Source organism: Fontibacillus phaseoli (genome assembly GCF_003337355.1).
Taxonomy (GTDB): Bacteria; Bacillota; Bacilli; order Paenibacillales; family Paenibacillaceae; genus Fontibacillus; species Fontibacillus phaseoli.
In genome coordinates this window covers 21,667-47,823 of record NZ_QPJW01000012.1, presented here as the reverse complement: position 1 = coordinate 47,823, position 26,157 = coordinate 21,667, and the positions used below count along the sequence as shown (strand labels likewise).

Sequence of the window (26,157 nt, the reverse complement as noted above, 5' to 3'; positions counted from 1 at the left end):
GTACGCTAATATTCTTTATTTTATATAGGATCATCCAATCGTATAATGACAATATTATATCATCGAATAAGAAAGGTGTTTTAACTATGCGCAAAAAACTGGTTTATACGCCTCCCTCTAACGGGTATCCCGAATGGAACAACAACCCGGACATCTTCCAGCTTGGCCGACTCCCGGCCCATGCTTCGATGATGCCCTTTCCGTCCCCATCGGATGCTCTTGCCTGCGACCCTGCTTCGTCCCCTTTCTATTATTCCTTGAACGGGGTTTGGAAGTTTGCTTTTGCCGAAACGCCGGATCGGCGGATCAGGTCCTTCCACGAAACCGACTACGATTCCAGCGGCTGGGCGGAAATACCCGTTCCCTCCCATTGGCAACTGCAGGGGTACGATTATCCCCAATATACGAACGTCCGATATCCCTGGTCGGAATCGGAGCCTGAACTGAGGCCTCCTTTTGCGCCAACTGCCTACAATCCCGTCGGTTCTTATCTCCGGACGTTTACCGTTCCCGAAGCTTGGGCCGGCCGGCCGGTCGTGCTCAGCTTTCAAGGCGTGGAATCTGCCTTTTATGTGTGGATCAATGGAGAACTGGCCGGATACAGCGAAGATACGTTTACACCAGCAGAATTCGATATCACCCCTTATCTGATCGAGGGAGAGAACAAGCTGGCTGTTGAGGTGTACCGCTGGTGCGATGCGAGCTGGCTGGAGGACCAGGACTTCTGGCGGCTTAGCGGCATTTTCCGGGACGTCTATCTGTACTCTCCTTCCCCGGTTCATATATTCGATTTCTTCGTCCGCAACGAGCTGAATGCCGATTATCGGGATGCTGAATTGCTGGTGGACGTAACAATAGACGATGTAAGCGACGGGGAAAAATTCGGAGAATTCACGGTTGAGGCCGAGCTGTTTGACGCAAGCGAACAAGCCGTTTTGACAAATCCGCTATCCTTCGCCTTTTCCATCCAGAGCGGAGAATCCCGTACGGCACAACTCTCGGCGACGATTTCCGATCCGTTGAAATGGAGTGCGGAAGCGCCCCATCTGTACACGCTGGTCCTGTCTCTGAAGGACAAGACGGGCCGAGTATTCGAAGCCGTCAGTTGCAAGACCGGGTTCCGGAAATTCGAGCTGAAGGAAGGCCTGATGAAAATCAACGGCAAGCGAATCCTGTTCAAAGGCGTGAACCGGCATGAATTTTCGCCCGATACCGGCCGCGCCATTGGAAGAGAGGACATGATTCGGGATATCGAGCTGATGAAGGCGCACAACGTCAATGCCGTCCGGACCTCCCATTATCCCAATCAGCCTCTTTGGTACGAGCTTTGCAACGAATATGGCCTTTACGTGATCGATGAGACCAATTTGGAGACGCACGGCACCTGGCAATACGGGCAGAAGGAACTGAACGAATTCAATGTGCCGGGCAGCCGGCCCGAATGGCGCGAAAACGTCCTCGACCGCTGCAACTCCATGCTCCAACGGGACAAGAACCATCCGTCCATTATCGTTTGGTCGCTGGGAAATGAGGCGTTCGGCGGCGATAACTTTATAGCCATGCACGATTTCCTGAAACAAGCCGATCCCACCCGGCTCGTCCATTATGAGGGCATCTTCCATTACAGGAAGTCGGAAGCCGCGAGTGACATGGAATCCACCATGTACGTGAAGCCGGCGGATGTCGAACGTTACGCGCAGAACAACCCGCAGAAGCCGTACATCCTTTGCGAGTACAGCCATGCGATGGGCAATTCCTGCGGCGGGCTCCATCTGTATTGGGATCTGTTTCACCGGTATGAAATCCTCCAAGGGGCGTTCATCTGGGATTGGGTCGATCAAGCGATCCGGACGACGACGCCGGATGGCATAGAATACCTTGCTTACGGGGGGGATTTCGGAGAGTCGCCGCATGACGGGACTTTCTGCGGCAATGGGCTAATCTTCGCCGACCGGACGGTTACGCCAAAGTTACTGGAAGTGAAGAAATGCTACCAAGACGTAAAAATTGAAGCGGCTGATTTGCAGAACCGGCTACTTAGGATCACCAACCGATTCCTGTTCACGGATTTAAGTCACTATCCATTGAATTGGGAGGTGGCGCAAGACGGCGTGGTTGTGCAAAGCGGCGTCCTGGAGATATCGATTCCGCCGGGAGGGTCAGCCGAAATCATGATTCCTTTTGACGTTCCGGCCGACTTTGCCAAAGAATCCGTACTCACGGTATCCTTCAAAACGAACCGGAATCAGAAATGGGCCGCATCCGGACATGAAATAGCCTGGGAACAATTTATTTTGTCGCCTCGCCTCCTTCCTCTTCGTCATGGTTGCGAAGGGGTTCCGGTTCAAACGAAGGAAACGGCGGAGGAACTGCTCATTGCCTGCCCGGATGCATCGATACGATTCAACCGGTCCACCGGAGAACTCGTCTCCTATTCCATTGCCGGGAAGGAACAGCTGCTGGCTCCGGCAAGGCCGAATTTCTGGCGAGCCGTCACCGACAACGACCGCGGCAACAAGCTGCCCGAGCGGTGCGCCTTCTGGAGAAACGCCCCCGCCACCCGCCGGTTAATCCGGTTTGACTATGGCATGGAAGGTACGGATTGCATCGTTACGGCCGAATACATGTGGGAGGTTCAGCCTTCATGTACGCTATCCCTCGCCTACCGGATTCATCCGGATTCTTCGATCGAAGTTGAGCAAACTCTCGTTCCGGGCGAAGGCCTACCCGAACTACCGGAGTTCGGACTTTTGCTCGAGTTGAATGAAAATCTGGATACGGCAAGTTGGTACGGCCGGGGGCCGCATGACAGCTATGCTGACCGCAAAACGGGCGCTAGGCTTGGACTCTACGCGGGTGCCGTCCGGGACCAATACGTCCCTTATCTGAGACCGCAGGAATCCGGCAACAAAACCGACGTGCGGTTTGCGCAAGTGTACCAAGGCGTTAAAGGATCCGGCCTTCGTTTCGAATCGGGGGCACCGTTCGAGTGGAATGTCCTCCCTTGGACGCCCGAGGAACTAGAAGCCCACGACCATGTTTACAAGCTGCCCGTCAGCCATAAAACCGTGGTGCGGGTGAACTACAAACAGATGGGCGTGGGCGGCGACGACAGTTGGGGAGCGCCTACGCATGAAGCGTATACCCTGCCTGCCAATCGCCCTTACCTCTTTAAATTTACGCTTCGCCCCATCTGACAACCTGCCAAATGAAAGAAGCCGAACCGTTGCAGATTTGCGGCGGTTCGGCTTTTTCATAAGGACCAAATATATATTCAAGGGAATTGAGACTGCACTTGAGGAGGCAATCGGTAAAATTCCCCCGGGTGCGCATCGTTGATGCCGAGCTCGAGAATCCGGATGGAAGTGTTGTCATCCTGGATACCGATTTTCCGGATGAACAAAGAGCCGAACAAAGTACTGTAAGGCCCATCGGGATTTTGAAAAAAGGGATAAACTATTTTCAATTTTGGTAATCCTCCCCCTATCTTTTTCGCAGCTTCTGCGATTTCAGGGGAAGCATGACGCAAGCCAAAAAGCAGGAGGCCATGCCGGGCCCCCTGCTTTTTTTCATATCCCTGAACAGCTACCCCCCTATTCTTTGCAAGACCGCCTCTCGTGCCGCTCTCGTCAGACTGCCGAGCACCAGTTCATAGGAATGGTCGATCATCGCCTGCATATCGGCCATCGGAAGGCTACCGTCGGCAACCACGGTATTCCAGTGCGTTTTGTTCAAATGATATCCGGGCAGAACGCATTCATGCTGTTCTCTCAGATTGGCCGCGATCACCGGGTCGCATTTTAAAGAAATGCTCACCGTCGCATCCTGTTTCCCGGGCACGGTGATCAGCGCAAACATTTTTCCCCCCACCTTCATGACGAGCGGATCCGGCCCGAACGGATATTCCTCAACCGCCCCTTTTTTGGACAAACAATAAGAAACCAGTTTCTTGTACACCGGGTTCTCCCCCTTGACTATCATAATCACATAATCTGGTGTAAATATACCATGATCGCCGGAAACCTCAAAGGTTCCTCCAATATAAACAAAAAATTTCGACAAAAATCCAGAAATAATACAAAATAAAATGACCTATAAGCACGGAGGAAAAAATGAGACGATTCGTAGTTAGTATTTCAATCTTGGTGATGGCATCCCTGTCCTTATCCGCATGGCCTTTGTATGTTTGATGCCAAGTTCGCCAATGACGAGAGCCAGATTTTTGTTTAATACGTTATCGATGTTGTTTTTCACCGTCGTCGCGTTCGCTCCGGCGTATTTGTACATATGAATCGAAAACATCGTGTTTTTGATTCCGGCCTGGCGGAGTTTCGGGATACCCCCCCTCCAGTTCAGGTGCCTTTCAAAATGAAGACGTCGTCAAATTTCTTCATTCAAATTGCTGCGTAAGATGTTCAAACTTATATAAATGCTTCAATAAAGTACGTTGAAGGCATCTATTGCTACGTGATATTGACCTTGTGTCTTGGATGTTTGCGAGGAATGGATCAAGGTTTCGAACTCTCAGGAGCTCTCTCTAACCGGTCATTTCATATCGGAGGATGACATCATGGAAAAAGACAGTAACCTAAATTTGAACCAACTATAATTTATTTTTGTTATCATAATTGTCAAATGCACTGAAATAGCAAAATGATAAGATTATAATAATTTAATTTTCAAACGATTTTCATTCAACAGAAAAGACCCGCACCTGGTGGCGGGCCTTCACATTCTGCTTACATTTCGGAGATGGGATGCCGTTATACGCGCGTTGGCTCCGCAAGCAATTGTCGGATGTCGCTCACAATTTTATCCGGCGTCTCGTTCGGCCCGAACCGCTTCACGACGTTGCCTTCCCGGTCAATCAGAAATTTCGTGAAGTTCCACTTAATGGACTTCGATCCCAGCACACCGCGTGCCTTATCGCTCAAATGCTTGAACAGCGGGTGCGCCTCATCCCCCTTCACGTCCACCTTCGTGAACAGCGGAAACGATACGCCGAAGTTCAGCTCGCAAGCCTGGGCGATCTCCTCGTCATGCTCCTCCTCCTGATTCGCGAATTGGCCGCAAGGAAATCCGAGCACCGAGAATCCCTGAGCCCCGTATTCGTCGTGCAGCTGTTGCAAGCCCTTAAACTGCGGCGCAAATCCGCACTTCGTCGCGGTGTTGACGATCAGCAGCACGTTCCCCGCATACTCCGCCAGACTTTGCTTTTCTCCACGAATCGTCTTTACCTCATAATCGTAGACAGACATTGCAATCTCCTCCGTTTGGTTTTTCTAAATTAGATTTTATACAATTTAATTTGATACGTCAAATCTAGGCGTGATATAATGAATCAAATTATTCATGTAAGGAGATTTGTCCGTGACACCCGAAGACGATCTACTCAAGCTGGAGAATCAGTTATGTTTCGCTTTCTATGCCTGTTCCCGCGAGATGACGAAGTTGTACCGCCCGATTCTGTCCGGACTTGGACTAACCTATACGCAATATATTACCCTGCTCGCTCTGTGGGAAAAAGACGGCATCGGCGTCAAAGAGCTCGGTGCCCGCTTGTATCTCGATTCCGGTACGCTTACGCCGCTGCTGAAGAAGCTGGAATCGATGGGCCTCCTGACCCGCACCCGCAGCAAAGCCGACGAGCGCAACGTCATCATCGAATTGACCGACGAAGGCCGCGCGCTCAAGTCCCAGGCTGCGGAGGTACCGGCCAAACTGTATGCCGGTGCGGGGCTTCGGCAGGAGGAACTCGAATCGCTCCGTGCACAGCTCCAGTCCCTGCTGCGCAAGGTGGATGAGGCGGTGCAGACGTAAGGCATGGTGCAAAGGCATTTTTAGTGTTCTGTATAGCAAGGGAGTCCCACTTGGAGGCATTTTCGCTGGCGAAAGAGTAAATTCGTTGCGAGGTGAGACAGAAGGCTAAACAAATGAGCCCCTCTTCCGATTTTATTAAAAGTTAAAGGAAGTCCACTATAGCCAATAACGATAAGCAATTGAATGTGATGTTAGACATTTTATTGGCGAAATTAAAAAATGGATAGAGGTTTCAGAAAACATCTGAATCCCTATCCATTTCTTTGTTCATTTACAATTACATTATGACTTGGTAAAAAGTATTGCTGAATTGAACTATCGTTCTCAGTTAGTTCAACGAATTAGGAGTTTAAGATCTAAGAATATTTGTCTTTCCACTAAGCAAATCTTCAAAAACTGGTCGTTGGACTTTGTTTATTTGATCCAGCGAGATATCGCTAATATTCCAGAACTGTAATTTCAATGACTCACATAGATCGTCCTGGAATCTTATCGTGTCTCCATCTTCTGATAAATGCTCACTGTGATTAGTCCAAGCATTGAAAAGGAACATAACGAAAACCACCTTGTTCCCATCAGGATAGGTGTATTCCATTCTAGGGCCGCTATAAACTGCATAAAATTCACAATCCTTAACAGATAATCCTGTCTCCTCAATAACTTCTCTTATCATTGTCTCTTGAATGGTCTCACCCGGATTCATGCCTCCGCCTGGCAATCCCCAATCACCGTAATCAGATCTCTGCTGCAATAAAACTCTACCGTTGCTATCTCTTATAATCGCTCCGCCAGTTACAACAATCCTCATTAGAGGTGACCTCTCTTCTCACTAATATAGTCATACTATATTAGCACATATTGGAAGAAACCTGCCCGTTACTTTAATGAAAAGGCAGCCGGTCATCAATGGCCGGCTGCACCTTTAATATTACAGAGTAGAGGCTCTTTTTGTTCCCTATTTAAGCATCACTTTATTGTCATAAATACGGAAACATTTTAAATTAGTCAGAATCTCAATAGCCTTGTTTCTTATAGCTAGAGCAATTGTTGTCATATCTACAGGTGTCCCGGACATCATAGGCGCTACACCCCATCCTATGGGTGAAGATTGATCTCTAGGGTTTCCTCGAGTATTCATTGCTACTATCGATGTCATTAAACAGGTATTCCTGTTAGCAGGATCTGTTATAATACCTCCCCCTGATGAAACATAAAATATTTTGTTTGTCAAGACTGACTTGATTTGAATTCGTCTGCGTTTTGATAAAATTCTCTAAACTAATCCCAAGCTCCTATGCGCTCTAAGTCAGTATCAATCACCTGTCTACTTGACGGGGAGCATATCAGCTTTAGCCCGGTCTTTATTTTTTCATCTACTCATAATATAGTCCTTCAAATCAACCACAACTTCAAACTTTGGCATTACCACAATTTGTTATATGGTTCTCTGCGCAGTCTGTAACGGCAAGTTATTTTTCTGGAGCTATTGTTGCAAAAAAATATCGTTGGTATAATATGGATAAATGAATCGAAGGGCTCTGCTGCCCTGGCCACGCTTGAAACGCCCCCGCTAATTATTGCGGGTTATTGTAATAAAAGAAAGGGCTGAGAGCCACATGACCGAACTTCAAGAAACAAGATCCATATTAACGAAAGAAGATCTAATCCATGCATTAAAAAACTGCGGATTAAGGGAAGGTCAACACATATTCGTTCATACTTCTTTAAGCAAATTGGGTTTTGTTGTAGGTGGAGCCGAAACCTTAATTGAATCTCTTCTTGTAATTATCGGTGAAGAAGGGACTTTGATGATGCCTTCCCAGACATGGAAGAATCTCGATCCTTCAACGGGAGTCCACGGTGAAGTACCTATGGAATGGTGGCCGATAATTCGCGAATACTGGCCCCCCTATGATAAAGAAATAACCCCTGCGATCGGTATGGGCGTCGTGGCTGAAGTGTTTCGTAAGTGGCCGGGAGCCAAAAGGTCGGATCACCCGGCACGGTCAATTGCCGCAGTAGGCAAGCATGCGGAATATCTAACTCAAAACCATGATTTATGCAATATCTTCGGGAAGAAGTCCCCGTTGGATAAATTGTATCACCTAAATGGTTATGTACTCCTGATTGGCGTCGGCTATGATAAAAACACGTCGCTACACCTGGCTGAAACTATAGCTAATTTTCCGACCAAGAAATTCGTCCATGAAAGCAGTGCAATTCTGGAGCAAGGAACGCGCAAATGGGTGACTTACGAAACACAGGCTGTGGACGACGGGGATTTTGTCCGCTTGGGAGACGAATATGATAAAGAAATGAATATTAAGATTCACAGAATCGGAAATGCTGAAGTCCGATTTCTGGAGCAACGGCCGTTGGTAGACTGGGCAGCCGCATGGATGGAAAGAAACAGGGGGTAGGAACTTTAAACAACAGGGGTTTTCATAACACAGTTCTTATTTCGCTACCCCTGGCTCTCTACAGAGCCGCACTCAGCCTGTTCCTTGCCAAGAAGAGCATCATTCTTTGGGAGTTACATAATCCATTTTACAGAATCGCTCGTCCCATACTCCCTCAAATTAATATCAGTTCTAAAATGAAACATCGAATCAGCGAAATGCCGTCTGCTTATTCCGATGAGTTAGGCAATTATTTTATCCCAGTGTGGGTACGATGGCGGTATTGGACAAAGGGATTTCTGCTTCGTAAAAGAGAATTTTCTCATTACTATCATTCTCTAGTTGCTCGAAAAGCCCCTCTTCCGTATGATTTCTAACAAATGCGGAGCGGATCACTTGATTTCTTAATTCTCTTTGTATTTTTGGTCATTCCGACCACTTCTCTTCTTATCCTGAAATGAGTGTTATTATTCCTTTACCGACCCTACCACAATCCCTGTAACAAAATACTTTTGTAACATCGGGTAAATCATTAAAAGGGGCACTACGGAGATGACGATTTTGGCTGCATTCAAGTTTCTGTTTGATATTTCCGTAACATTGGCTAGTGAACTCGAATTGGCCCCCTCTTTTACCAGATCCGATATATTAATACTTAATGACTGTATGTATGTCATCAATGGATAGTGGGTCACCTTGGTCATATAAATCAACCCACTGAAAAAGTCGTTCCATGTTCCTACAATGCTAAACAAGGCTACTGTCGCTAATGCCGGAACGGAAACCGGTACATAAACCTTCAATAAAACCTGCATTGGATTTGCCCCGTCAATAACTGCAGCCTCTTCCAATGCCCGCGGCGCCCGCTCCATACTGGTGGACGCTAACGATCGTGGCATCAATCATAATAATTTCAAAGTTAGGTTCAATTGAAACATGCTTCAATATGTTATCCAATAACCAATAAACGAAGACGGCGTTTCCGTGGTTTACACGAAAAACGCCGTCTTTTCTCTAAATGGTACCTTACTTGAACGAAAAGCTTGCATTATCAATGTTTCCTATATAGGTATACTTCGAATCCATCGTCCCGGTCAGAACAAGGTAAATGTCCTGAACCCCGGTTATGGTCTGCGTCAATTGAGTCGTTGCCGTCGCATAGGAGCCCCATGAGCTTGCCGTCGGCGGAACCTTCGCCTTGCCGATCAGCGTTCCAGTTACCGAGCCCAGACGGATCTCCACCTCTGCATCAGGTGAACAGTTGCCGCTATTCCCGGAATATTCGATGGCAAATTGATTTACTCCGACCGTGCCAAAGTCCATTCCTTTATATGCGAGCCACGCTCCATTAAAGGTGTTCGCTACCTGTTGCCCACTCTTTCCGTTTTCCGTCTTCAATGGACTGTTCTTGGCCGGATTTAGATCCGTGGACCATGCATCATAGAGCTCCAGCTCCAGCTTGGCATAGTCACTTCTGATCTTATCGAACGTAAAGCTGTCCAGGTTACCGATGTACGGTTTACTTGAGTTAGTTGTTCCCCTCAGAACAATGTAGACATCCTGTATTCCCTTAACTGTAGTATTCAGTTCTGCAGCCATTGTTCTGTAAGTTCCCCAACCACTGCCCGTCTGCGTCAGGTTTACAGTTCCGATCAATGTACCATCTACCGCGCCCAGGCGGACTTCAGCCCTTGCATCTGCAGGCGCTCTTCCGGTAGGGGCATCGTATACCATCTGTATCCGATTCATTCCCGTAGTTCCGAAATCAACACGCTTGTAGGCCAGCCATGCACCGCTAAAGGTATTCTTGACCACGGTTCCCCCATTGTTTGGTTCTGTCCCTAATGGACTGCCGTTATTATGCTTGTCAGTCGACCATTCCGTTTTGCTCTCGAACTGGATCGTCAACTTCCCGTCTACCGCTTCAAAGTTCGGCGTGTCCGCCGGAGCCTCAGGCTCTACCGAAGGTTCAGGCACATCCGGTATCTTGACCGGAACCGGTAACGGCTCCGGAAGCGGTTCTTCTTCCGGTGTCTCCGGATTCGGTTCCGGCTGCGGTTCCGCTTGTGACACAATCGGATCAGCCAGCCAGAGGGAATCATAGATGTTGCCTTCATATTTATCCACCAGATAAATATTGACCTGATATTTCTTGGCATTTACATTGAAGGCTTGAGTCAGATCGAAATCCCCGGTATTAACCGGAATCGCACTGGTCACAAAAGCTTGCTCGCCACCATTCATTAATTGAATTACGGCAACTGCCGAGTCTGTATAGGCGCCTTTTAAATTGCCGGTTATATCAACGAGCATATTTCCGGACCGTGTAACTTCGGCGTTCAGGTCGAATACATCCCATTTAATATCAGAGGTATATTCAGCATCTGAAAGTAGTGGCTCTCCCGCAGCTCCCCCAAGAGCTTCATTTGCTTCTACCCGTACCTGTACAGCACCGATCTCATAAGCGACCGGACCGACAAGCTGCGGATTGGCCGTGGCGGTCATCCAGGTCCGACCTCCGTCCGTGCTGAACTGATAATCGGACGGCTGGCTGAAGCCTGTTACATAAGTCCATCCGAACGAGTTGGCCGTATCATCTACAACTGGATTCGTTGGAGCAGCAGGCTTCGCCAGCTCTCTTACAGCAACCAGCTTGAAATCGAATGCCACATCCGAGCTTGTGGCGTTTGCCTGATGCACTTCCACCGCGATAACGTTGGTGCCCTCTACAAGCAAGGAAGGATCTACTTGATAGACGTTCCAGTCTCGCTCATCATTCACCGTTGCATTGGCATAAGTGTTATAGCTCACTGCACCGGATGGCATATTCGTCCGAATGATTTCCTGGTCATTCAGGTATACCACCGCGCCGTCGTCGCGAATCAGGGATGCGTCCAGCTCGATCAGACCGTCCAGGTCAGCAACCTCAAAAGTTTTGCGGAAGTAAGTAGTCGGGTATTTGTTATTGCTATCCGTTCCATAGCTTACCGTCGTCTTTGCATATCCTTTGTTGTCATACCCCAGCGGTGCCGAACCCGATTTCCAGGCACTATCGTCGTAAGAAATACCTGTCCAGCCATTGCCGGCATAGCTTCCCTTATCGAAGTAATTCCATTCTGCTACCTCAGCAAGCAACTCCTGCTGGGACAAGTTACTGTCCACATTTGACTTGTAATCCGTTGTCGGCGGAGCCGCTGAAGCCTTGGCGCCCCAAGCCGTATTCGGCACTGAGGACATTTCAAACTCAAGAGTTCCTCCATTCATAATATCCTCATAGCTAATCCATGCCTGGTCAAATACCTTGCCATTCAATTGCGCAGATTGGATAAAGCGATTTTCGCTTGATACTTGGTTCGCCTTGATCGTAAACGTCTTGCCCCCATCCAAATGCAGCTTCACTTCCGAGAAAATCGGCGACCCGATCAGGAAACCAGCATCTCCCGGATTGGTAGGATAGATTCCCAGTGCACTATACACGAACCAGGAGGCCATTGCGCCCGCATCATCGTCCATCGAAGACAAATAGCCTTCGGGATCGGCTCTGTATATCCGCGATTTCATCGGATAGCTATATAGTCCATGGTTATGATATTTCTGGGTTACAACCTCTGTCGTGAACTCGCGCGCATAATATTGCGTCAAATACGGATACCCCAAGTAGTTAAACAAGTAAGGAGCATCCAGATCCTGCTCATTGACAGCCATATATTCGTCCCGGCTGAAGAAATCCAGCAGTTGCTTGGCCATTTCAGTCTTGCCGCCCATCAGCTCAGCCAAGCCGTCCATATCCTGCGAAGCGGACCAGCGATAATGCCACAGATTTCCCTGATAGGCATATTTGTCTACTTGAGCCACTTCCCCACTGCTGACGGTTATTCCGTTCGGAGTAAAGAAACCCATTTTCTTGCCATTTTCATCTACTTGATTCGGATTCCAGAGATCCTTGTAAGATAAGGCAATTTCCTTGTACTTTTCATATGCCGTGTTATCTCCAAGCAGCTCAGCCAGCTTCATCGGAAAATACCCGCTCTTTGCCTTTTCAAGCTGACCGGATACCTTGTCTTGATCCCCGAAGTTATCCGTATCGATTCCCATCCCCTTCATGGCAGTGTAGGCATCGAAATCCCGGAATCCCTTGGCATACGCATCGAGCAGAACTGCCCCGTTGAACTCATTACGTACCGTCGGGCTTGGCCAGTACCCATCTCCCCATTGCGTATAGGCTCCACGGGTCTTGTACAAATCTGCCAACGATTTCACCATGTTGTTATATTCAGTTGGAGTCAGCACAGAGAACAGGGCATATTTCCGGAAATCATCCCAGGTTGTCCAGCCGTTGTAATATTCAAAATCACTGCCCAACTCGGAAGCCTGCCGGACCGTAGTCTCATCTCTCCCCGCCTTAAACGTGCCCAAGGAGCTTGTCACATTTTTAGGATGCAGGAACGTGTGATACATTTGCGTGTAAAAAATCTTCTTGTTCTCTTCATCCGCATCCGTGATCTCTACCTTATTAAGCAGGTCACTCCAAGCTTTGCGGATTTTAGCATGCTGAGCATCAAACTCCCAGTCTGTGATGTCGTAGTCGCGTTCATACTTTGCCTGCTCGACGCTGATTGGCGACAGACCCACCTTGGCTTGGATCACCTCACCGCCGGCATTTTGAAAGTTCACCCACACTCCGCTGTTGGAACCGCTGCGAACGGGATCGGTTCCTGTTGCATCACCCTGCCAGGAGGTGTACGAATCAAAGTCCTGATCGAATTGGATCGCAAAATACATGACATAGTATCCATTTTCGCATACATTTTTCGACTTGACCATACCGGTAATTTCATTATTACTTTCCACTTTCAAATTTGCATCGATCATACCCGCATAAGAATTGGACAGATCGACCAGAACGGAGCCTGTTGTGGCTGTACTCGGGAAAGTGTAGCGATGAAATCCGACATGATCTGAAGCTGTAAGTTCCACATTGATGCCGGAATCGAGTGTCACAGCGTAATAGCCGGCAGATGCCTGCTCGCTCGCCTTGTCGTATCTCTGCTTATATTCATTAACATTTTTGGTGAACGTACGGGTCTCAGGCATCATCAAGATATTGCCGCCGGCCCCGCTGCAGCCTACACCGCTAAAACGCAGATGCGAGAAGCCCTTCAGGTTCGTGTCCTGATAATAGTAGCCGCTGAATGCGCCGCCGTCACTATCGGGTCCAAGCGATACAAGGCCGAACGGCATCGTCGGTCCCGGATTGGTCTGACCATTGTCTCCGAGCGTATTAATGAACGGATCTACATAGTCAACCGCCTCGAGATTGACGGGCGGATACGCAGGCGTCTTCCCGGCTTCCACTCCGTACAATTCTAATTCATATAGACGAACGGCATTAGAGTCATTCGCTCCCTGGCTAACGTAAAACCGGACGTACCTGGCCGAGAACGGTTCAGGCAAATAGCGGTCAACGATGGCCTGGGCATTGTTCTGGACGATATCGACGTCTGTCCATGTCGTACCGTCATCACTTTTTTGCAGACGGAAATTTTTTGTATTCCAGAAAGGGGCATTTTTGCTTTCGCCAACCGCCGCATTCATGACAACCCATTCATTAATCGTGTAAACCTGCCCCAAATCGAGCTTCAGCCATTTGATTTTGGCACTCGTATTATCGCACCATTTCGTGTCTGTCTTACCATCGACGGCGAACTTTCCGGCTTCATTGCTGTTACATTGTCCCGAAGCGGTCACTGCTGAGCTCAAGGCGACATTGCGTGTCGGTTCCCCCTGAACGATCGTGCCGGATGCTGCCGTTGTCACGTAAGCCATCCCAGGGATCAATGATTCCAATAAACCGAATAATAGCAACAGCGTCATAGTGATTGCAATAAACCTCTTATTCATTACGCTTGGTTCTCCTCCTTTTTATTCCTTACAGAGAACTGCTCTTCAATAGCCGCTCCACCATAACAGCTATTTCGGCTCGAGTCACAGCTTGGCCCGGGTTGAACTTCTTCCCGTCGCCTTGAATCAAGCCGTAGTTCCATGCACTCTCAACCGCTTCCTTAGCCCAAACCGAGATGCTTCCGGCATCTGCAAAAGCAGGCTGTCCTTGTCCGGATGCTGTCAAATGAAAATAATCTGCCGCACGATTTAGTGCTACGACTGCTTCCTCACGGGTAATCTGGTCGTTTGGCCGGAATTTTCCTTCATATCCGGTGATGATGCCAAGCGCAGATGCATTGATTACATGTTCGGTAAAATAGCGGTCAGCCGGCACGTCGGTGAATACTCCCGTAGCCCCTTGGACAGTTGCCTGACTGCCCGAATACTCAAGTGCCCGCATCATCAAGGCAACAAATTCGGCACGCGTAATGCTGCGTCCTGGCGCATAATGATTATTGTCCACCCCGTTCACAATCTGTTTGGCAGCCAGCGACTTGACCGAGGCCCCTGCCCAATGGCCAACCAAATCAACAAACGTCTTGCTGTATTGCAAGATAGTAAAGTAGGAAAAGTGATCCGCAGAGAACGTAAATTGACCGTTCTTCAAGATGCCCGGCACATATTCCACAGATTTGCCGTCCGCATAATACACGCCGGCCAGGTCTGCAGAAATAAGCTGTGCCTGTTCACTCGTCAGAGCTATCGTCACTACAGCCGGTTTATCTAATTGATGAATTTCTTTAATGCTATCGCCGGAAATCAATTGAATCACTACAGAAAGCACGACACCCGTGGATGCATAATCCGATTGGGATCTTAACGATTGCTCTACCCATGCCTTGGCTTCATTGTTCCAAGCCGCTTGCACTACAATATGGATTCGGGCAGACGAATCGACAGATCCCGGTAATGACCCGGCTGGAAAACGCACCGTCCGATTACCGGACACAATGATCAAATCCGTTCCTTGATCACTTAATTCCGTCAACGATTTCGCCGGGAATTCCAGCGCTGCGCCAGATTCCGAGGCCGTAGCGGGAAGTTCAATCGTCACGGAGCCATTTGCCTGGCGGGCAGCCTCAGCGATTACATCACGACCCGCGAGATAACGGCCGTCCTTAGCCGGCTCAGGCTGGATCTTTGCCCCATTCGCCTGTCCTGCATTAGGCGGAATCTTATCGGAATCAATCACAGGACCACTGTTATTATTCGTAGGCGCCGTTGGAGTTGGGGTTGGGGTTGGTGTTGGAGCCGGATTCGTACCGGAGCCTTTGGCCGGGATTGTAAACGTCCCGCTTTCCGTCAGGCTACCGTTTCCTGCAATCACCGTATATTGTCCGGTAGGAGCCAGGTCTTCCGTCTGAGGAATTGTAACAGTCTGCGAGTAAGCGCCATTTGCTGCAGGTATCACATCAATATATAAGATGGTTTGATTCGGACTTACAATTTTGACCACAACATCGTCCGATTCATCCGCAACTTCTCCAGAAAGCGTAAGTTGACCGCCGCGTTGTACTTCCTCCACACTGAGATCCAGTGTAAAGGAAGATGCAGCAAAGACCGAAGCCGGCATAAGCATAATCACCAATGCCAGAATCGCCGCCATATATTTTCTCACCGTATTGTCCTCCCCTTCAGCCCGTTATTGAAGCACAACCGGTCTTGCCAGTTGGAATGGTACTTCAAGGTTGTTATCAAATTCGTCGAACACGAACACCTTCACGCTGTATTTATTCCCGCTGACGTTAAAATACTGGGAAACATTCAGCTTGTCATTTTTCAGCGGTATGGCATTGATCAAGATCGGCTCGTTCCCGTTCAATAGCTCAAACACTACATAGACAGGGCCCGTGTAATTCTCCTGCTCGATCTCCACATCCACCTGGAGCTGGTCCTCCCTCTTCACGGTTCCGGTCAGCGCAAACGTATCTCTGAACCCGTTCAACGTAAATGGAAGATCCGAAGCCAGCGGCAAGCCTGCTTCTGTTCCTGCCGCAGCATTGCCTTTCACGCGCACTAGAACTGTACCGGCAGGATAGTCATGATCATCTACCGGCTGCGGGTTTGACGTCACCGTCCGCCACGTTCTGCCTTCGTCTACGCTGTATTCATAGTCAGACAACTCAGCATAACCCGGTACCATCTTCCAGCCGAATGTGTTGCGAGCATCATCCACTACGGGATGGGTTGGCGCAGATGGCGCACCACCTTGCAGAACTGCCGTCCGGATCTCTGAATTGTCTCGCTTGTCCACAGCTCTGACTGCAAATTCGTAGGTTACAGAAAAGTCCAGCTTTCCGATTTCAACCTGATAGTCTGTTTGTCCAGCTACAACAGGTACATAAACGCTCCAATTCGGTCCAAGTCTCCCGCTCGTCTCATAAATTCGGAAGCCGCGAACCGGATCATCCGCAGAGTTATCAGCAGGCCGTGTCCAGGATAATACCGCCCCTCCCGTCTCCGTCTTATCGATCGACAGCTCCTCTACCGGATTTGGTTTGGCGCTGTTTTGTACAATCGCATAGCTGTCAAACGGGTCATCTTCTCCGGAAATATACGTATGGATTGTCAGGCTGTCCTCCGTAATTTGAACCCCTGAATAGATCGGTTTGTACGGCTGCTGATAAACGGCAGCAAAAGACTTGTCCGCGCTCGCGTTAATTCCATAATATTTTCGTCCCGGCGAGTTGTTGATCATATATAGCGTTCCGTCCGGATTAATCAATCGGCCGTTCGTATCGGTAGTCACATTGGCTACAGGCTGATTGTTATACATCTGATAGGATCTCATAAAGACATGGTCGTGTCCTTGAAGGACCATATCGATCCCGAGTTCATCCAGCACAGGATATAGCTTCTGCCGCAGCTCCTTAATATCCGTATCGTTAGCATGATTGCCTACGGAATAAATCGCTTTGTGGAAAGCAACAATCTTCCACTTTTTATCTGTTTGAGCCACTTCTTTACGAAGCCACTCCATCTGCTTGTTGAATGAATTGGTCTGCGCGTCATCCCAAGGGATGTCCCCTGTATTCAGCACCATAATATGAGCAGGACCATAGTCAAAAGAATATACGGTTCCTCTTGGCTTGGGATCTGTATACGAATCATCCGGCAAATTGAAGTGATAGAAGAAATTATTATTGTTCGGCCCCTCATGGTTACCGATCGTTGCCATCAACGGCAGATTCATCAACATATCCTGCGGTTGTCCGAAATAATCGCTCCATTGGCTTTCGTTTGCTCCAGCATCCACCAAATCTCCGGGCATAACCAGAAATCTCGCGTCCGGATAATCGTCTAGGGCATTTCTGAGTGATCCGGCCCAAACGCGGTAATCCTCGGTGTTCGCGCCTTGCGAGTCTGTCATATACAAGAATTCAAACTCAGTCTCGTTTTCGCCTTCGGTCGTAAAGTGACCGTTCGAGCTCCAATTCCCATCACTGCCTACCCGGTATTTATAAGCTGTTCCCGGAGCAAGCCCGGAAGCTATTGCTTTATGGCTGATATATGTACCTTTCGTACTGCCTAGATTCAAATTCTTTAAGATTAGCGTATCTTCTGGCACACCCGTAAAACGGAGCGCCGTTGCCGAATTAAAATCTTGAGCTGCAGGAACTACCTCGACAATGCTATCCAGAATATTCCCAGGGGCATTATCCGGCGCCTCATAGGAGGTATACCAGGCAAAGGAACGAGTCGTCTTTGCATCACCGTACAGAGACATTACGATATCCTTTGGCGAGTAGTCCACAGCCTCCGATTGATTGACCGGACTAAAGGTAAAATCACCTATACTTTTTCCGCTGCTGAACTTCAGTCCGGCTTGTCCATCATATACAATAGTTACGATTTCTTTAGGCTTTACTGTGCTCTCAAGCTTCAGTTGAAGCATGGAAGGATCGTTTGCCAACGTAGCTTCTTCAACCTTCAACTCCCGATCACCAACTTTTGCCGTAAGATGACTCTTGAAGCCGGAAGGGGGTACATTCATCTCCTCCATTAGCTGCAATGATACGGTTTGACCGTTCGAAGCCAAGGTGCCGGCGATGGGTCCGGTATAATCATCGGGCAAATAAAACGCGGTTGCCGGAATAATCTCCTTCACCATCGTTGGAGTAGACCAACGTAAATACAGGTTTGAACCGCCGAAATCTTCGAAATAGTCCACTTTGAAGCTGTATTTGACCCCACTTTGCAAATTCACCGGCTGACTGGTTTGTTCCACATCCCAATCATTTACCCAGTGATCAATCACGAGCTGGTTATCAATCCACAAGCGGAATCCGTTGTCACCGTTCATGTAGAAGGTATAGTCGTTCGTCTCCGGCACTGTTATTTGACCGGTCCACGATATATTGGCATTGTCCTGCTTGCCGACCCAGGTCTGCAGAATCGGGTCCAGATTCGTGAAATGGATTTGCGGATCAATAATCGTCGATTTGTGTTCGCCAAAATTAAACGGCGAACCCGAGTTCGTGTAATATTTCCCCAATAACCCTTGATTCTTCGCAGTAACAGGAGGAGCAATATCAGAACTGTTTAACTCCATGGAGAAATAAAGATCCGAACTACTGCCTCGCTGCTGATGAACCTCCACTGCAATGACGTTTTTTCCATCTACCAACAGGGAAGGATCCATATCGAAATCCAATTCTTCACGCTCATCGCCTACCGCATCGGGAGCAAGGGTTGTGTAGGTGATGGCCCCTTGCGGCAAATTCGTGCGGTATACTTCCTGACCGTTCAAATAGACTACTACGCCATCGTCACGGATTAATGCTGCAGAGAGCTCTTGAATGTCGCCTGCATTGGCAATCTGAAATTCCTTGCGGAAATAGGTCGTAATATATCTATTGTTGCTGTCCGAGCCATAATCGACAACGGTAGTTGGCTGTGCCTTGCCGCTGCTGGCATAGCCGAAGGAACCCGGAGCCGACTTCCATTGGCTGTCGTCAAAGTTAACAGCGAACCAGGCCTTTCCTTGATCCGTCCCGTTATCAAGATAAGTCCATTCACTGTTATGTGCGATCAATTGTCCTGCTGCCAAAGCTGTCTCGGCCTTCGGCATTGTCACAATGACTTGCGCAGACGTGGTATGGCCGCCATCTTCTGTAGTCACAGTAAGTTCTGTTGTCCCCTGTGCTATTGCCGTAACCAGACCGTCGACACTCACCTCTGCGACAGAAGGATCTGCCGTTGACCAGGAATAGCTTGTATCGCCCGCATTGCCCGGTACAACCGTTGCTCGAAGCGATTCCGATTCCCCGACCTCAAGCTCCAGTCTTGACTTATCCAGGGAGATACCAGTTACCGGAATGGCATCTACCGGTGTATTCCCGAACGTTCCATAAGCCTCAAACTCATAGATGCTTGCCTGATAATAACCATTATCCTTACTCTCACCAGGATTCGTAATGTTCAGCTTGAAATAGCGGGCCGTAACCGGCACATTCAGTTCATGCTCCGTCACGCCGTACGTGTTGTCTGTCACCGTAACCACATTATTCCAATGTACCTCATCAGAGCTGGCTTCAATCGTAAAATCGCGGGTGTTATACTGCTCTGGCTCCCCCGCTGCACCGGCATGGTACAGCACGAACTTGTGAACCGTTGCCTCACTGCCTGCATCAACTTCTAACCAATAAGGGTTGCTCCGTTCAGGTAGCTGTGCATCCCCTTCGTATGACCATTTCTTATCAGTGGCTTTCCCGTCAATTGCATTGGCCGCCGAAAAACTCTGCGAGATCTCCCCATTAGCCATGGCCTTAGCAGCCGCGCCGGCGAACACATTGATGTCACCGGGCTGCGCCACTGCCGGCTGAACCGGAACATACCCCGTTGAGAACAACGAGGTGATAAGCATAATTACTGCTAGAACCCGACTTGTAAGCGCAATCCTGCTCTTCACTCCTGAATTCCCTCCTAGACAAAGTAATGATGACCTAAAGAATGATAAGATTTTAGTCCGGTTCAAACAATACATCGATCGTAAAGGGAGTATTAAAGTTTCGTAAAATTTTCAATAAGGGAGTATTGTGCGATGATTTGCAAACATTGAGGAATTAGGAGAAAGGTTCTATGTAAAATCAAACCGTGTCTAAAAATAAGTTTTAGACTGACCCTAGAAAATGAAACATCGAATTGAGAGTGAACTCCATCTCGTTCTTGGGCGTATTCCTTATGCCTAGAAAGATACTTTCCATTCGAGGGATAAACACTACAAACTTGGCTGGAGCTCACTTTTACAGAGGCGGCGACCCTCCCCGTAGCAGGGCTCACGGCTCTTTATGCACTCCGCCAAGGCATGCTTGCTTGGCAAACGCATTTTCATTACAGGCTCTACCGGCGGGGTTGGGCTATTCACCCATCAGCTTGCAGCCCAATCCGGCGCATTCGTTGTAGGTACGGCAAGCACGGAAGAGAAGGCCGAGCTTGTTCGGGAGGCCGGATCCGACGAAGTGATCATTGGATATTCCGCAATTTCATCAGCCCGTAAATTTGGGCCGTACGATCTGATCATCGATTCAGTAGGCGGCAATACATTGGCGGCGTTGCTGCCGCAGCTAGCGCCTCAAAGAGTTTGCATTGCGGTAGGATTTTCCTCTTCAAATATCGCAACAATCGATATGATGAATCTGGTGACCAGCGGAGGAAGAACCTTGTACAGCTTCTTTTTAGGTGAAGAACTCACTGTCATTCAGTCGCGGATGATCTGTGTTTGCTGGCCCGGCTGGTCACAAATGAGCGGTTAATCCCCCGGATCGAAGTGGAGGCGCCTTGGACCGAAAATGACATCGTTGCCCGTAATCTGATGGAACGAAAATTGTCCGGCAAAGCCGTGCTTCACATAGGTTGATTGTATAAGTTTGCAACGATAATGCCAGGAACCTAAAACCTCTATATCCTGCTGATCGCTCTAAAAATGACTAAGGCCTCACCCCTTAATAACCAAAGGGTGAGGCCAATAGATTTCAATTATTTGCTTTATTACGCTACTCCGTCCATTTCAACACTTCAAATGAGTTGCCGGGCATATGCATTTACAGCCATATTCCTCGGTGTAATGCTGTTGAACATCCCTTCTGCGGATACGTACGCAGGTATCAAATTAAATAATGACGTAGGTGAATTTAACCCCAAACCACCAAATAATCCACTCTGCTGCAAGCTATTTGTCGAACCGCCCATAAGCCCAAAACTTAAATAAGGATTTGATAAACTATCGGCGGTGCCGGTTGTATTTAGGTAACTTGATAAAAGTTGTTTGGAGTACATAGTTTTAAGTTCTGTGCTTAATACATCTTTAAACATTTCAACTTGTTCATTTGATAAATTTATCTTTTTATTCATCGCAATGGTATCCACGATTTTTTCACTCTGTCTCTGGTTTATATAATTCAATAATTGGTTTGGTAATAAGGAATTTACTAACATGAAAGCACCCCCACTTTTTTTAATCGAAATTGCCCCTCTCTAAAATTCTCGGATATCCAATTCAGGATTGAATACAAATGACTTGAATAACGTTCTTTTTGTCATGAATGAAAAAAAGAGCCCACTATTGCTATTCAACATTAGCGGACTCTGGTGAGATCAATAAAATATTAATTTGAAAAATCGACGAATCTACTTCAAATTCAAGATCTCCATAATATTTTCTGGCAATTTCCTGAATATTGTTTAAACCTATTCCATGATTCACCCGATCCTTTTTTGTAGTAAGGGGCCATTTATGTTCTTCCCATTCTAATGTGGAGGCAAATGGATTACGAATCGTTAATAGATAACTGTTTTTAAACTGCTTGGAAGACACCTCAATCCAACCATTCTCTAACGTTTTCGTTGCCTCCAGGGCATTTTCCAAGGCATTATGAAGGATGACACTCATATCAAATGCGTTGATTTGATCACCTGCAGGATAGTAGAAAGTGGAAGAAAAAGTGATATTGAACTGTTTTGCTTGCTCGGATTTTTCATGCAGAAGGATATCCGTAATCGGATTGCCTGTTTGAAAGGACAGTTCTTTATGAGCCAAGACCTTTTGAATAGACGTAAGATAACGCTCTGTTTCGGTATATTGCTGTTGCTCCAATAATCGTTCAATGACGGTGATATGATTGCGTAAATCATGTCTTAAAGACCTTAATTCCCGATACGTCCCTTCTACCCCTGAAATATGCTGTTCAATATTTTTGATTTGGTTTTCTAAGATAAACTGTTTCCTTTTATCCTCGCGCTGGATCTCCAATCTTTGAAAAAGAACAAGTACGATTAGCATAGCAGCTAATATAATCAAATTATGTATAGCCCAATAACTTAGTATCTGCCTATTCATAAAAAGCGGGTTTGAATTTGCTTCTGTTAATTTATTGAATTGATTCAAGAGAGCGTAACTGGATATACCGGAAAATGCCGGTATTAATAATATTATAATTTCCTTCGTACTTAAGTCAGCACGATACCAGCTATTGATTTTCTTGTACGCCAGTACAAATAGCCACATGACCAGCCAATAAAGCGACATCATAACAACAATCATGCCCAAATTATAATAAAAATAATATAATCCGATATACTCGGACGACGAATCGATGACTTGATCATATAAGCGCAATAACGACCGGTTTATTGGTAAAAACAGCATTGATACAATAGAGGGTCCTAACCAGCGGATCGCAAAATAGGTCACACTAATAAAGGTTTCTATCTGCACAGATAATCGTAGCAAAGGCCACATCAGCAAAAACGCTACAGTTGAGGCAATCATGCATACCCAAAAATTTTCCAAGCCAGGTTGAAACGTATTCAACGATAGTATAATGAGGAAATATAAGATTGCTATAAAGCCAATAAGCCGTTTTTCATCCGTATAAATCCGACAAAATCGGTAAAAGAAAAACGCCAACATGCCTTGTAAAACAGCTTCATAAACTTTCGTAGCAATCGCATAATATTGATTTATTTCTTCAAGAGTCATAGCTATTGTCCTTTACTCTTCATGAATTGCAAGTAGGCTCGGACAAAGTCGGCGTATTTTTTCTGTGCGATAACCAGCTGTTGACCTTGATCCAGAGATACCTGAGCTGCATCATAGGATGATATGTAATTTAGATTCACCAGATAGGAACGATGGATACGGTAAAAATGTGAACCTAAGCTTTTTTCCAACTCAGCTAATTTCCCGTTAAATTCATGCAGGCCTTCCACGGTGTACAACTGGATTCTTCGTCCTAAAACCTCGGCATAACAGATCTGATGATGGTAGATTTTAAATGAGCTGTGTCCCTTTTTAATGATCGTGAAAGGTTCTTCCTTTCGATCTTTAATGTGGATATTCTCCACGGCGGACTGTAAAACCTTATAAAATTTTACCGAATCAATCGGCTTCACCAGAAATTGAAAAGCCCGTACATCAAAAGCATCGTATACATATTTCTCATATGCCGTAATAAAAATGATCGTGATGTGATCATTCTTTTCTCTAATTCTCTTGGCAACCTCAAGGCCATTCAGATCCTCCAGGTGAATATCCAGAAAAACGATATCGATCCCTTCTACCTCGCTAAGCAATGATTCTCCCGTTTCATATTGCACAATCGGAGATTTGGGATAACGGAGATGGATTTTCTCGGCAATACTTTCCCGAATGACTTTTTCATCTTCACAAACAGCAATCCTCAACTTCATCACCCGTATTTCATTATATTAATTTCTATTCCTGACGAAACCAATTCGAGAATGACTCTGCATTTCCCTTCCCTCCCCCCTAACTTTCCGTCTCCTACAAAAAAGAAAACCGAGCAAATGTCAGGGATAATCCCGGATTGGCTCGGTTTTGGTAGACAAACAAAGTGTCTGGTGATAAAAAAGTCGTGAATCAAACTAGGCATAACGCCTTCCCAAGATTTCTGCTATTAGCTTCGTCTCCTCAAGTGGAAGGAGCGGGTATTGCTCTCTTATATCTGTTACCTCATCGGCAAAATCAAGAGAATAGAAATAATCACATTCCAGATCCGACAGAAAGGTATGTTGTCTTCCGGTAGTCCAGCCGACTCCGCGCGTTGATCTGCCTGTTGACGGTACATCCTGATGTGCATAGAAAATAAAGTGTTAGATTGTATTTGTTGATTTAATGCGGATTCCGAGTTTGGAAATCATCAACTTTTAAGAATCGAGTTGCAAATCAGCAAGGATACTTCCTAATTCTTGTCGAGCAAGTCCATCTAAACTTTTTAGCGGTAATGGGAGACTTGGATAGTTGGTTAATCCTTGCATCTCCGCAATTGTAGCAACGACGCGTAAACTACCGTACCTTTGAAACATCTGCCAAAGAGGGGCAAGAAAAGCAGATTGACTCTCGGCGTTGACCGAATGCCCGCCCAGAGCAGCACGTGTTATCCTTATGCAAATATCAGGATACAAACCACCAAGTACAGAGTACCATGCCTCGCATCCGGCATTTAAACCAACTACTGCATACGGATCTCCGCTAGTTCCTATAGTAACATCTTTCGGTATATGAGCACGTAGTTGTTCCACTCTCTGCTTAGCAGAAACCAAATCAGGTACCCCGGGTATCTTTATGGAACGGACTTTTGGTAACTGCGCAATATGTCCATGCAAATGATCACTGAACCGGAAGTGAGTTGTACTTGGGTTATCGTACACACACAATGGTATAGAAAGAGATTTTGTTACTGTCTCATACAGTGAGAACACCTCGTCATCAGTAAGTTGCTGATAGGAAACGGGCGCTAGAAGTACAGCATTCGCCCCTGTTTTCTGAGCATCTTCTGCTAATTGAAGAACATCGCGTGTACGCAAAGCACTTATTCCAATCATTACTGGTATCCCCTTGGCGTACTCTATTGCGAGTTGAGCAACACGCAATCGTTCTTCCCTATTGAGATAAACATAACTGCCAGTCGATCCTAAAACTCCGATCGAATCAACTTTTGCTGAAGTTAAACGTATGAGCAATTGTATTAAAGCCTGCTCATCTATTCCCCTCTCATTCATTGGAGTTAGAGGAAATGCAGCTAAGCCTGTAAACATATTAAATACATCCTTTCAAATATAAAATATCTTTAATTACGAACATAAATTACGATCAGGAAAATTAAAAGGTACAATTTTTTTTTATTTTATTGGACCAATTTCCTTATCCTTCATTAGCGTAAACTGCCCTCACTTAACAAAAGTTGAAATCCTGCGAATTCATGAGCTAGCGTGAGGATACGGAATCATTTCGAGAGAGCTTAATTCTTCATTACCAAAGAAGCGCAAGTATTTAAACATGCCATTAATATTCGTATTAAGAAATATATTGTTGCCTGTTATTGGTTCCATTCAATAATGGATTACTTGTCCTAGCAGTGTTGCTGTAACAAGTAAATTATTGCTATCAAATGAATAAATATTACTTCATCCCGTGTGATGAGAGGAGCGACGACATGGTCTCGGCTGATTCCTGCATGCCACGGCCAATCCATTCTTCGATCCAGCCATAAGTTCCGTAGGCTATAAAAGATGTAACATAGGCTGTCATATTGTCGTATTCGGTTTTGGATCCGTACAGCTCGATATACGTGTTTAAAAACAGATAAAACAAATTTCGTTTTTTTAGCAAAAGATAAAAATCGCTATTTTCTTTTAAGTGCTTAAACAAACTGCCATATAGTTCTACATTGGAATCATTATTTACAAGTTGATAATCCGAATCCCACTTTGAAATTAAATTCTTTATGTGCTTCAGTAAGATATCCTCTTTATCGACATAATTTCGGTAGAAAGAATTTCTGCTCACCTGCGCTTTCGTAGTTATTTGACTTATAGATATTTGAGAAAGTTCGTATTTCATTAATAGCTTTAAGGTAGCTTCCGTAATTTGTTCTTTTACAAAAGTGTTTTTTTCTTCGTTGTTCATGATGGTACATTTCCTCCTGATTTGTGCCATTTTTCTTATGAGTATTGATCTTGCAAATAAGCGATG

16 protein-coding genes and 2 pseudogenes are annotated in these 26,157 nt (G+C 46.6%); 4 read left to right on the top strand and 14 right to left on the bottom strand.

The genetic code is table 11. From position 1 onward, the window contains the following. Positions 1 to 86: 86 nt before the first annotated feature. Complete coding sequence (gene lacZ, locus DFP94_RS20750) at positions 87 to 3,197, top strand: beta-galactosidase, LacZ type (RefSeq protein WP_114498383.1); 3,111 nt, start codon at positions 87 to 89, stop codon at positions 3,195 to 3,197. A 77-nt stretch (positions 3,198 to 3,274) separates the two neighbouring features. On the opposite strand, the gene DFP94_RS20745 is transcribed toward lacZ, so the two are convergent. The 3 genes from DFP94_RS20745 to DFP94_RS20730 all read right to left on the bottom strand — a co-directional run bounded on the left by DFP94_RS20745 (position 3,275) and on the right by DFP94_RS20730 (position 5,258). Next, positions 3,275 to 3,466 carry a hypothetical protein gene (locus DFP94_RS20745; RefSeq protein WP_114498382.1) on the bottom strand — a complete coding sequence of 64 codons (192 nt, stop codon included), beginning with the start codon at positions 3,464 to 3,466 and terminating at the stop codon, positions 3,275 to 3,277. Between the two features lie 119 nt (positions 3,467 to 3,585). Beyond that, a complete protein-coding gene (locus tag DFP94_RS20740; protein ID WP_114498381.1) occupies positions 3,586 to 3,957 on the bottom strand; it encodes an MmcQ/YjbR family DNA-binding protein in 372 nt (123 codons plus the stop codon). 806 nt (positions 3,958 to 4,763) lie between these two features. Further along, on the bottom strand, positions 4,764 to 5,258 hold the full coding sequence (locus tag DFP94_RS20730; RefSeq protein WP_114498380.1) for a glutathione peroxidase: 495 nt from the start codon (positions 5,256 to 5,258) through the stop codon (positions 4,764 to 4,766). A gap of 112 nt (positions 5,259 to 5,370) precedes the next feature. Here DFP94_RS20730 and DFP94_RS20725 point away from each other — a divergent pair, with 112 nt between their 5' ends. Then, the gene (locus DFP94_RS20725; RefSeq protein ID WP_181873240.1) at positions 5,371 to 5,820 is read left to right on the top strand and encodes a MarR family winged helix-turn-helix transcriptional regulator; all 450 of its coding nucleotides are present in this window, start codon (positions 5,371 to 5,373) and stop codon (positions 5,818 to 5,820) included. A 349-nt stretch (positions 5,821 to 6,169) separates the two neighbouring features. On the opposite strand, the gene DFP94_RS20720 is transcribed toward DFP94_RS20725, so the two are convergent. Beyond that, positions 6,170 to 6,628, bottom strand: coding sequence for an NUDIX domain-containing protein (locus DFP94_RS20720; protein WP_114498379.1), 459 nt, complete (start codon positions 6,626 to 6,628; stop codon positions 6,170 to 6,172). Positions 6,629 to 7,436: 808 nt separating this feature from the next. Here DFP94_RS20720 and DFP94_RS20715 point away from each other — a divergent pair. Further along, the gene (locus DFP94_RS20715) at positions 7,437 to 8,240 is read left to right on the top strand and encodes an AAC(3) family N-acetyltransferase (RefSeq protein WP_114498378.1); all 804 of its coding nucleotides are present in this window, start codon (positions 7,437 to 7,439) and stop codon (positions 8,238 to 8,240) included. Positions 8,241 to 8,686: 446 nt separating this feature from the next. Here DFP94_RS20715 and DFP94_RS20710 read toward each other — a convergent pair whose 3' ends face one another. From DFP94_RS20710 to DFP94_RS20695, 4 genes are all read right to left on the bottom strand, one after another. After that, a complete protein-coding gene (locus DFP94_RS20710) occupies positions 8,687 to 9,091 on the bottom strand; it encodes a carbohydrate ABC transporter permease (RefSeq protein WP_281269520.1) in 405 nt (134 codons plus the stop codon). Positions 9,092 to 9,245: 154 nt separating this feature from the next. Beyond that, the gene (locus tag DFP94_RS20705; RefSeq protein ID WP_114498376.1) at positions 9,246 to 14,120 is read right to left on the bottom strand and encodes a GH92 family glycosyl hydrolase; all 4,875 of its coding nucleotides are present in this window, start codon (positions 14,118 to 14,120) and stop codon (positions 9,246 to 9,248) included. 28 nt (positions 14,121 to 14,148) lie between these two features. After that, positions 14,149 to 15,780, bottom strand: a complete 1,632-nt coding sequence (locus tag DFP94_RS20700) for an S-layer homology domain-containing protein (RefSeq protein WP_114498375.1) — start codon at positions 15,778 to 15,780, stop codon at positions 14,149 to 14,151. Between the two features lie 24 nt (positions 15,781 to 15,804). Next, positions 15,805 to 20,073: a PA14 domain-containing protein gene (locus tag DFP94_RS20695; RefSeq protein WP_114498374.1), complete on the bottom strand. Its 4,269-nt coding sequence runs from the start codon at positions 20,071 to 20,073 to the stop codon at positions 15,805 to 15,807. A 324-nt stretch (positions 20,074 to 20,397) separates the two neighbouring features. Here DFP94_RS20695 and DFP94_RS20690 point away from each other — a divergent pair. Continuing rightward, positions 20,398 to 21,021, top strand: a pseudogene (locus DFP94_RS20690) (zinc-binding dehydrogenase); the annotation flags it as partial. A gap of 158 nt (positions 21,022 to 21,179) precedes the next feature. Here the strand turns inward: DFP94_RS20690 and DFP94_RS20685 are convergent. The 6 genes and pseudogenes from DFP94_RS20685 to DFP94_RS20655 form a co-directional block, all read right to left on the bottom strand. Further along, positions 21,180 to 21,599 (bottom strand): hypothetical protein, encoded by a 420-nt coding sequence (locus DFP94_RS20685; RefSeq protein ID WP_114498373.1) that lies wholly within the window; start codon positions 21,597 to 21,599, stop codon positions 21,180 to 21,182. Between the two features lie 130 nt (positions 21,600 to 21,729). Beyond that, complete coding sequence (locus tag DFP94_RS20680; RefSeq protein WP_114498372.1) at positions 21,730 to 23,142, bottom strand: sensor histidine kinase; 1,413 nt, start codon at positions 23,140 to 23,142, stop codon at positions 21,730 to 21,732. A 2-nt stretch (positions 23,143 to 23,144) separates the two neighbouring features. Then, a complete protein-coding gene (locus tag DFP94_RS20675; RefSeq protein ID WP_114498371.1) occupies positions 23,145 to 23,852 on the bottom strand; it encodes a LytR/AlgR family response regulator transcription factor in 708 nt (235 codons plus the stop codon). A gap of 201 nt (positions 23,853 to 24,053) precedes the next feature. Continuing rightward, positions 24,054 to 24,254, bottom strand: a pseudogene (locus DFP94_RS26195) (heteromeric transposase endonuclease subunit TnsA); the annotation flags it as partial. 75 nt (positions 24,255 to 24,329) lie between these two features. Continuing rightward, positions 24,330 to 25,220, bottom strand: coding sequence for a dihydrodipicolinate synthase family protein (locus DFP94_RS20660; protein WP_114498369.1), 891 nt, complete (start codon positions 25,218 to 25,220; stop codon positions 24,330 to 24,332). A gap of 364 nt (positions 25,221 to 25,584) precedes the next feature. Beyond that, positions 25,585 to 26,091 (bottom strand): TetR/AcrR family transcriptional regulator, encoded by a 507-nt coding sequence (locus tag DFP94_RS20655; protein ID WP_114498368.1) that lies wholly within the window; start codon positions 26,089 to 26,091, stop codon positions 25,585 to 25,587. Positions 26,092 to 26,157: the final 66 nt, after the last annotated feature.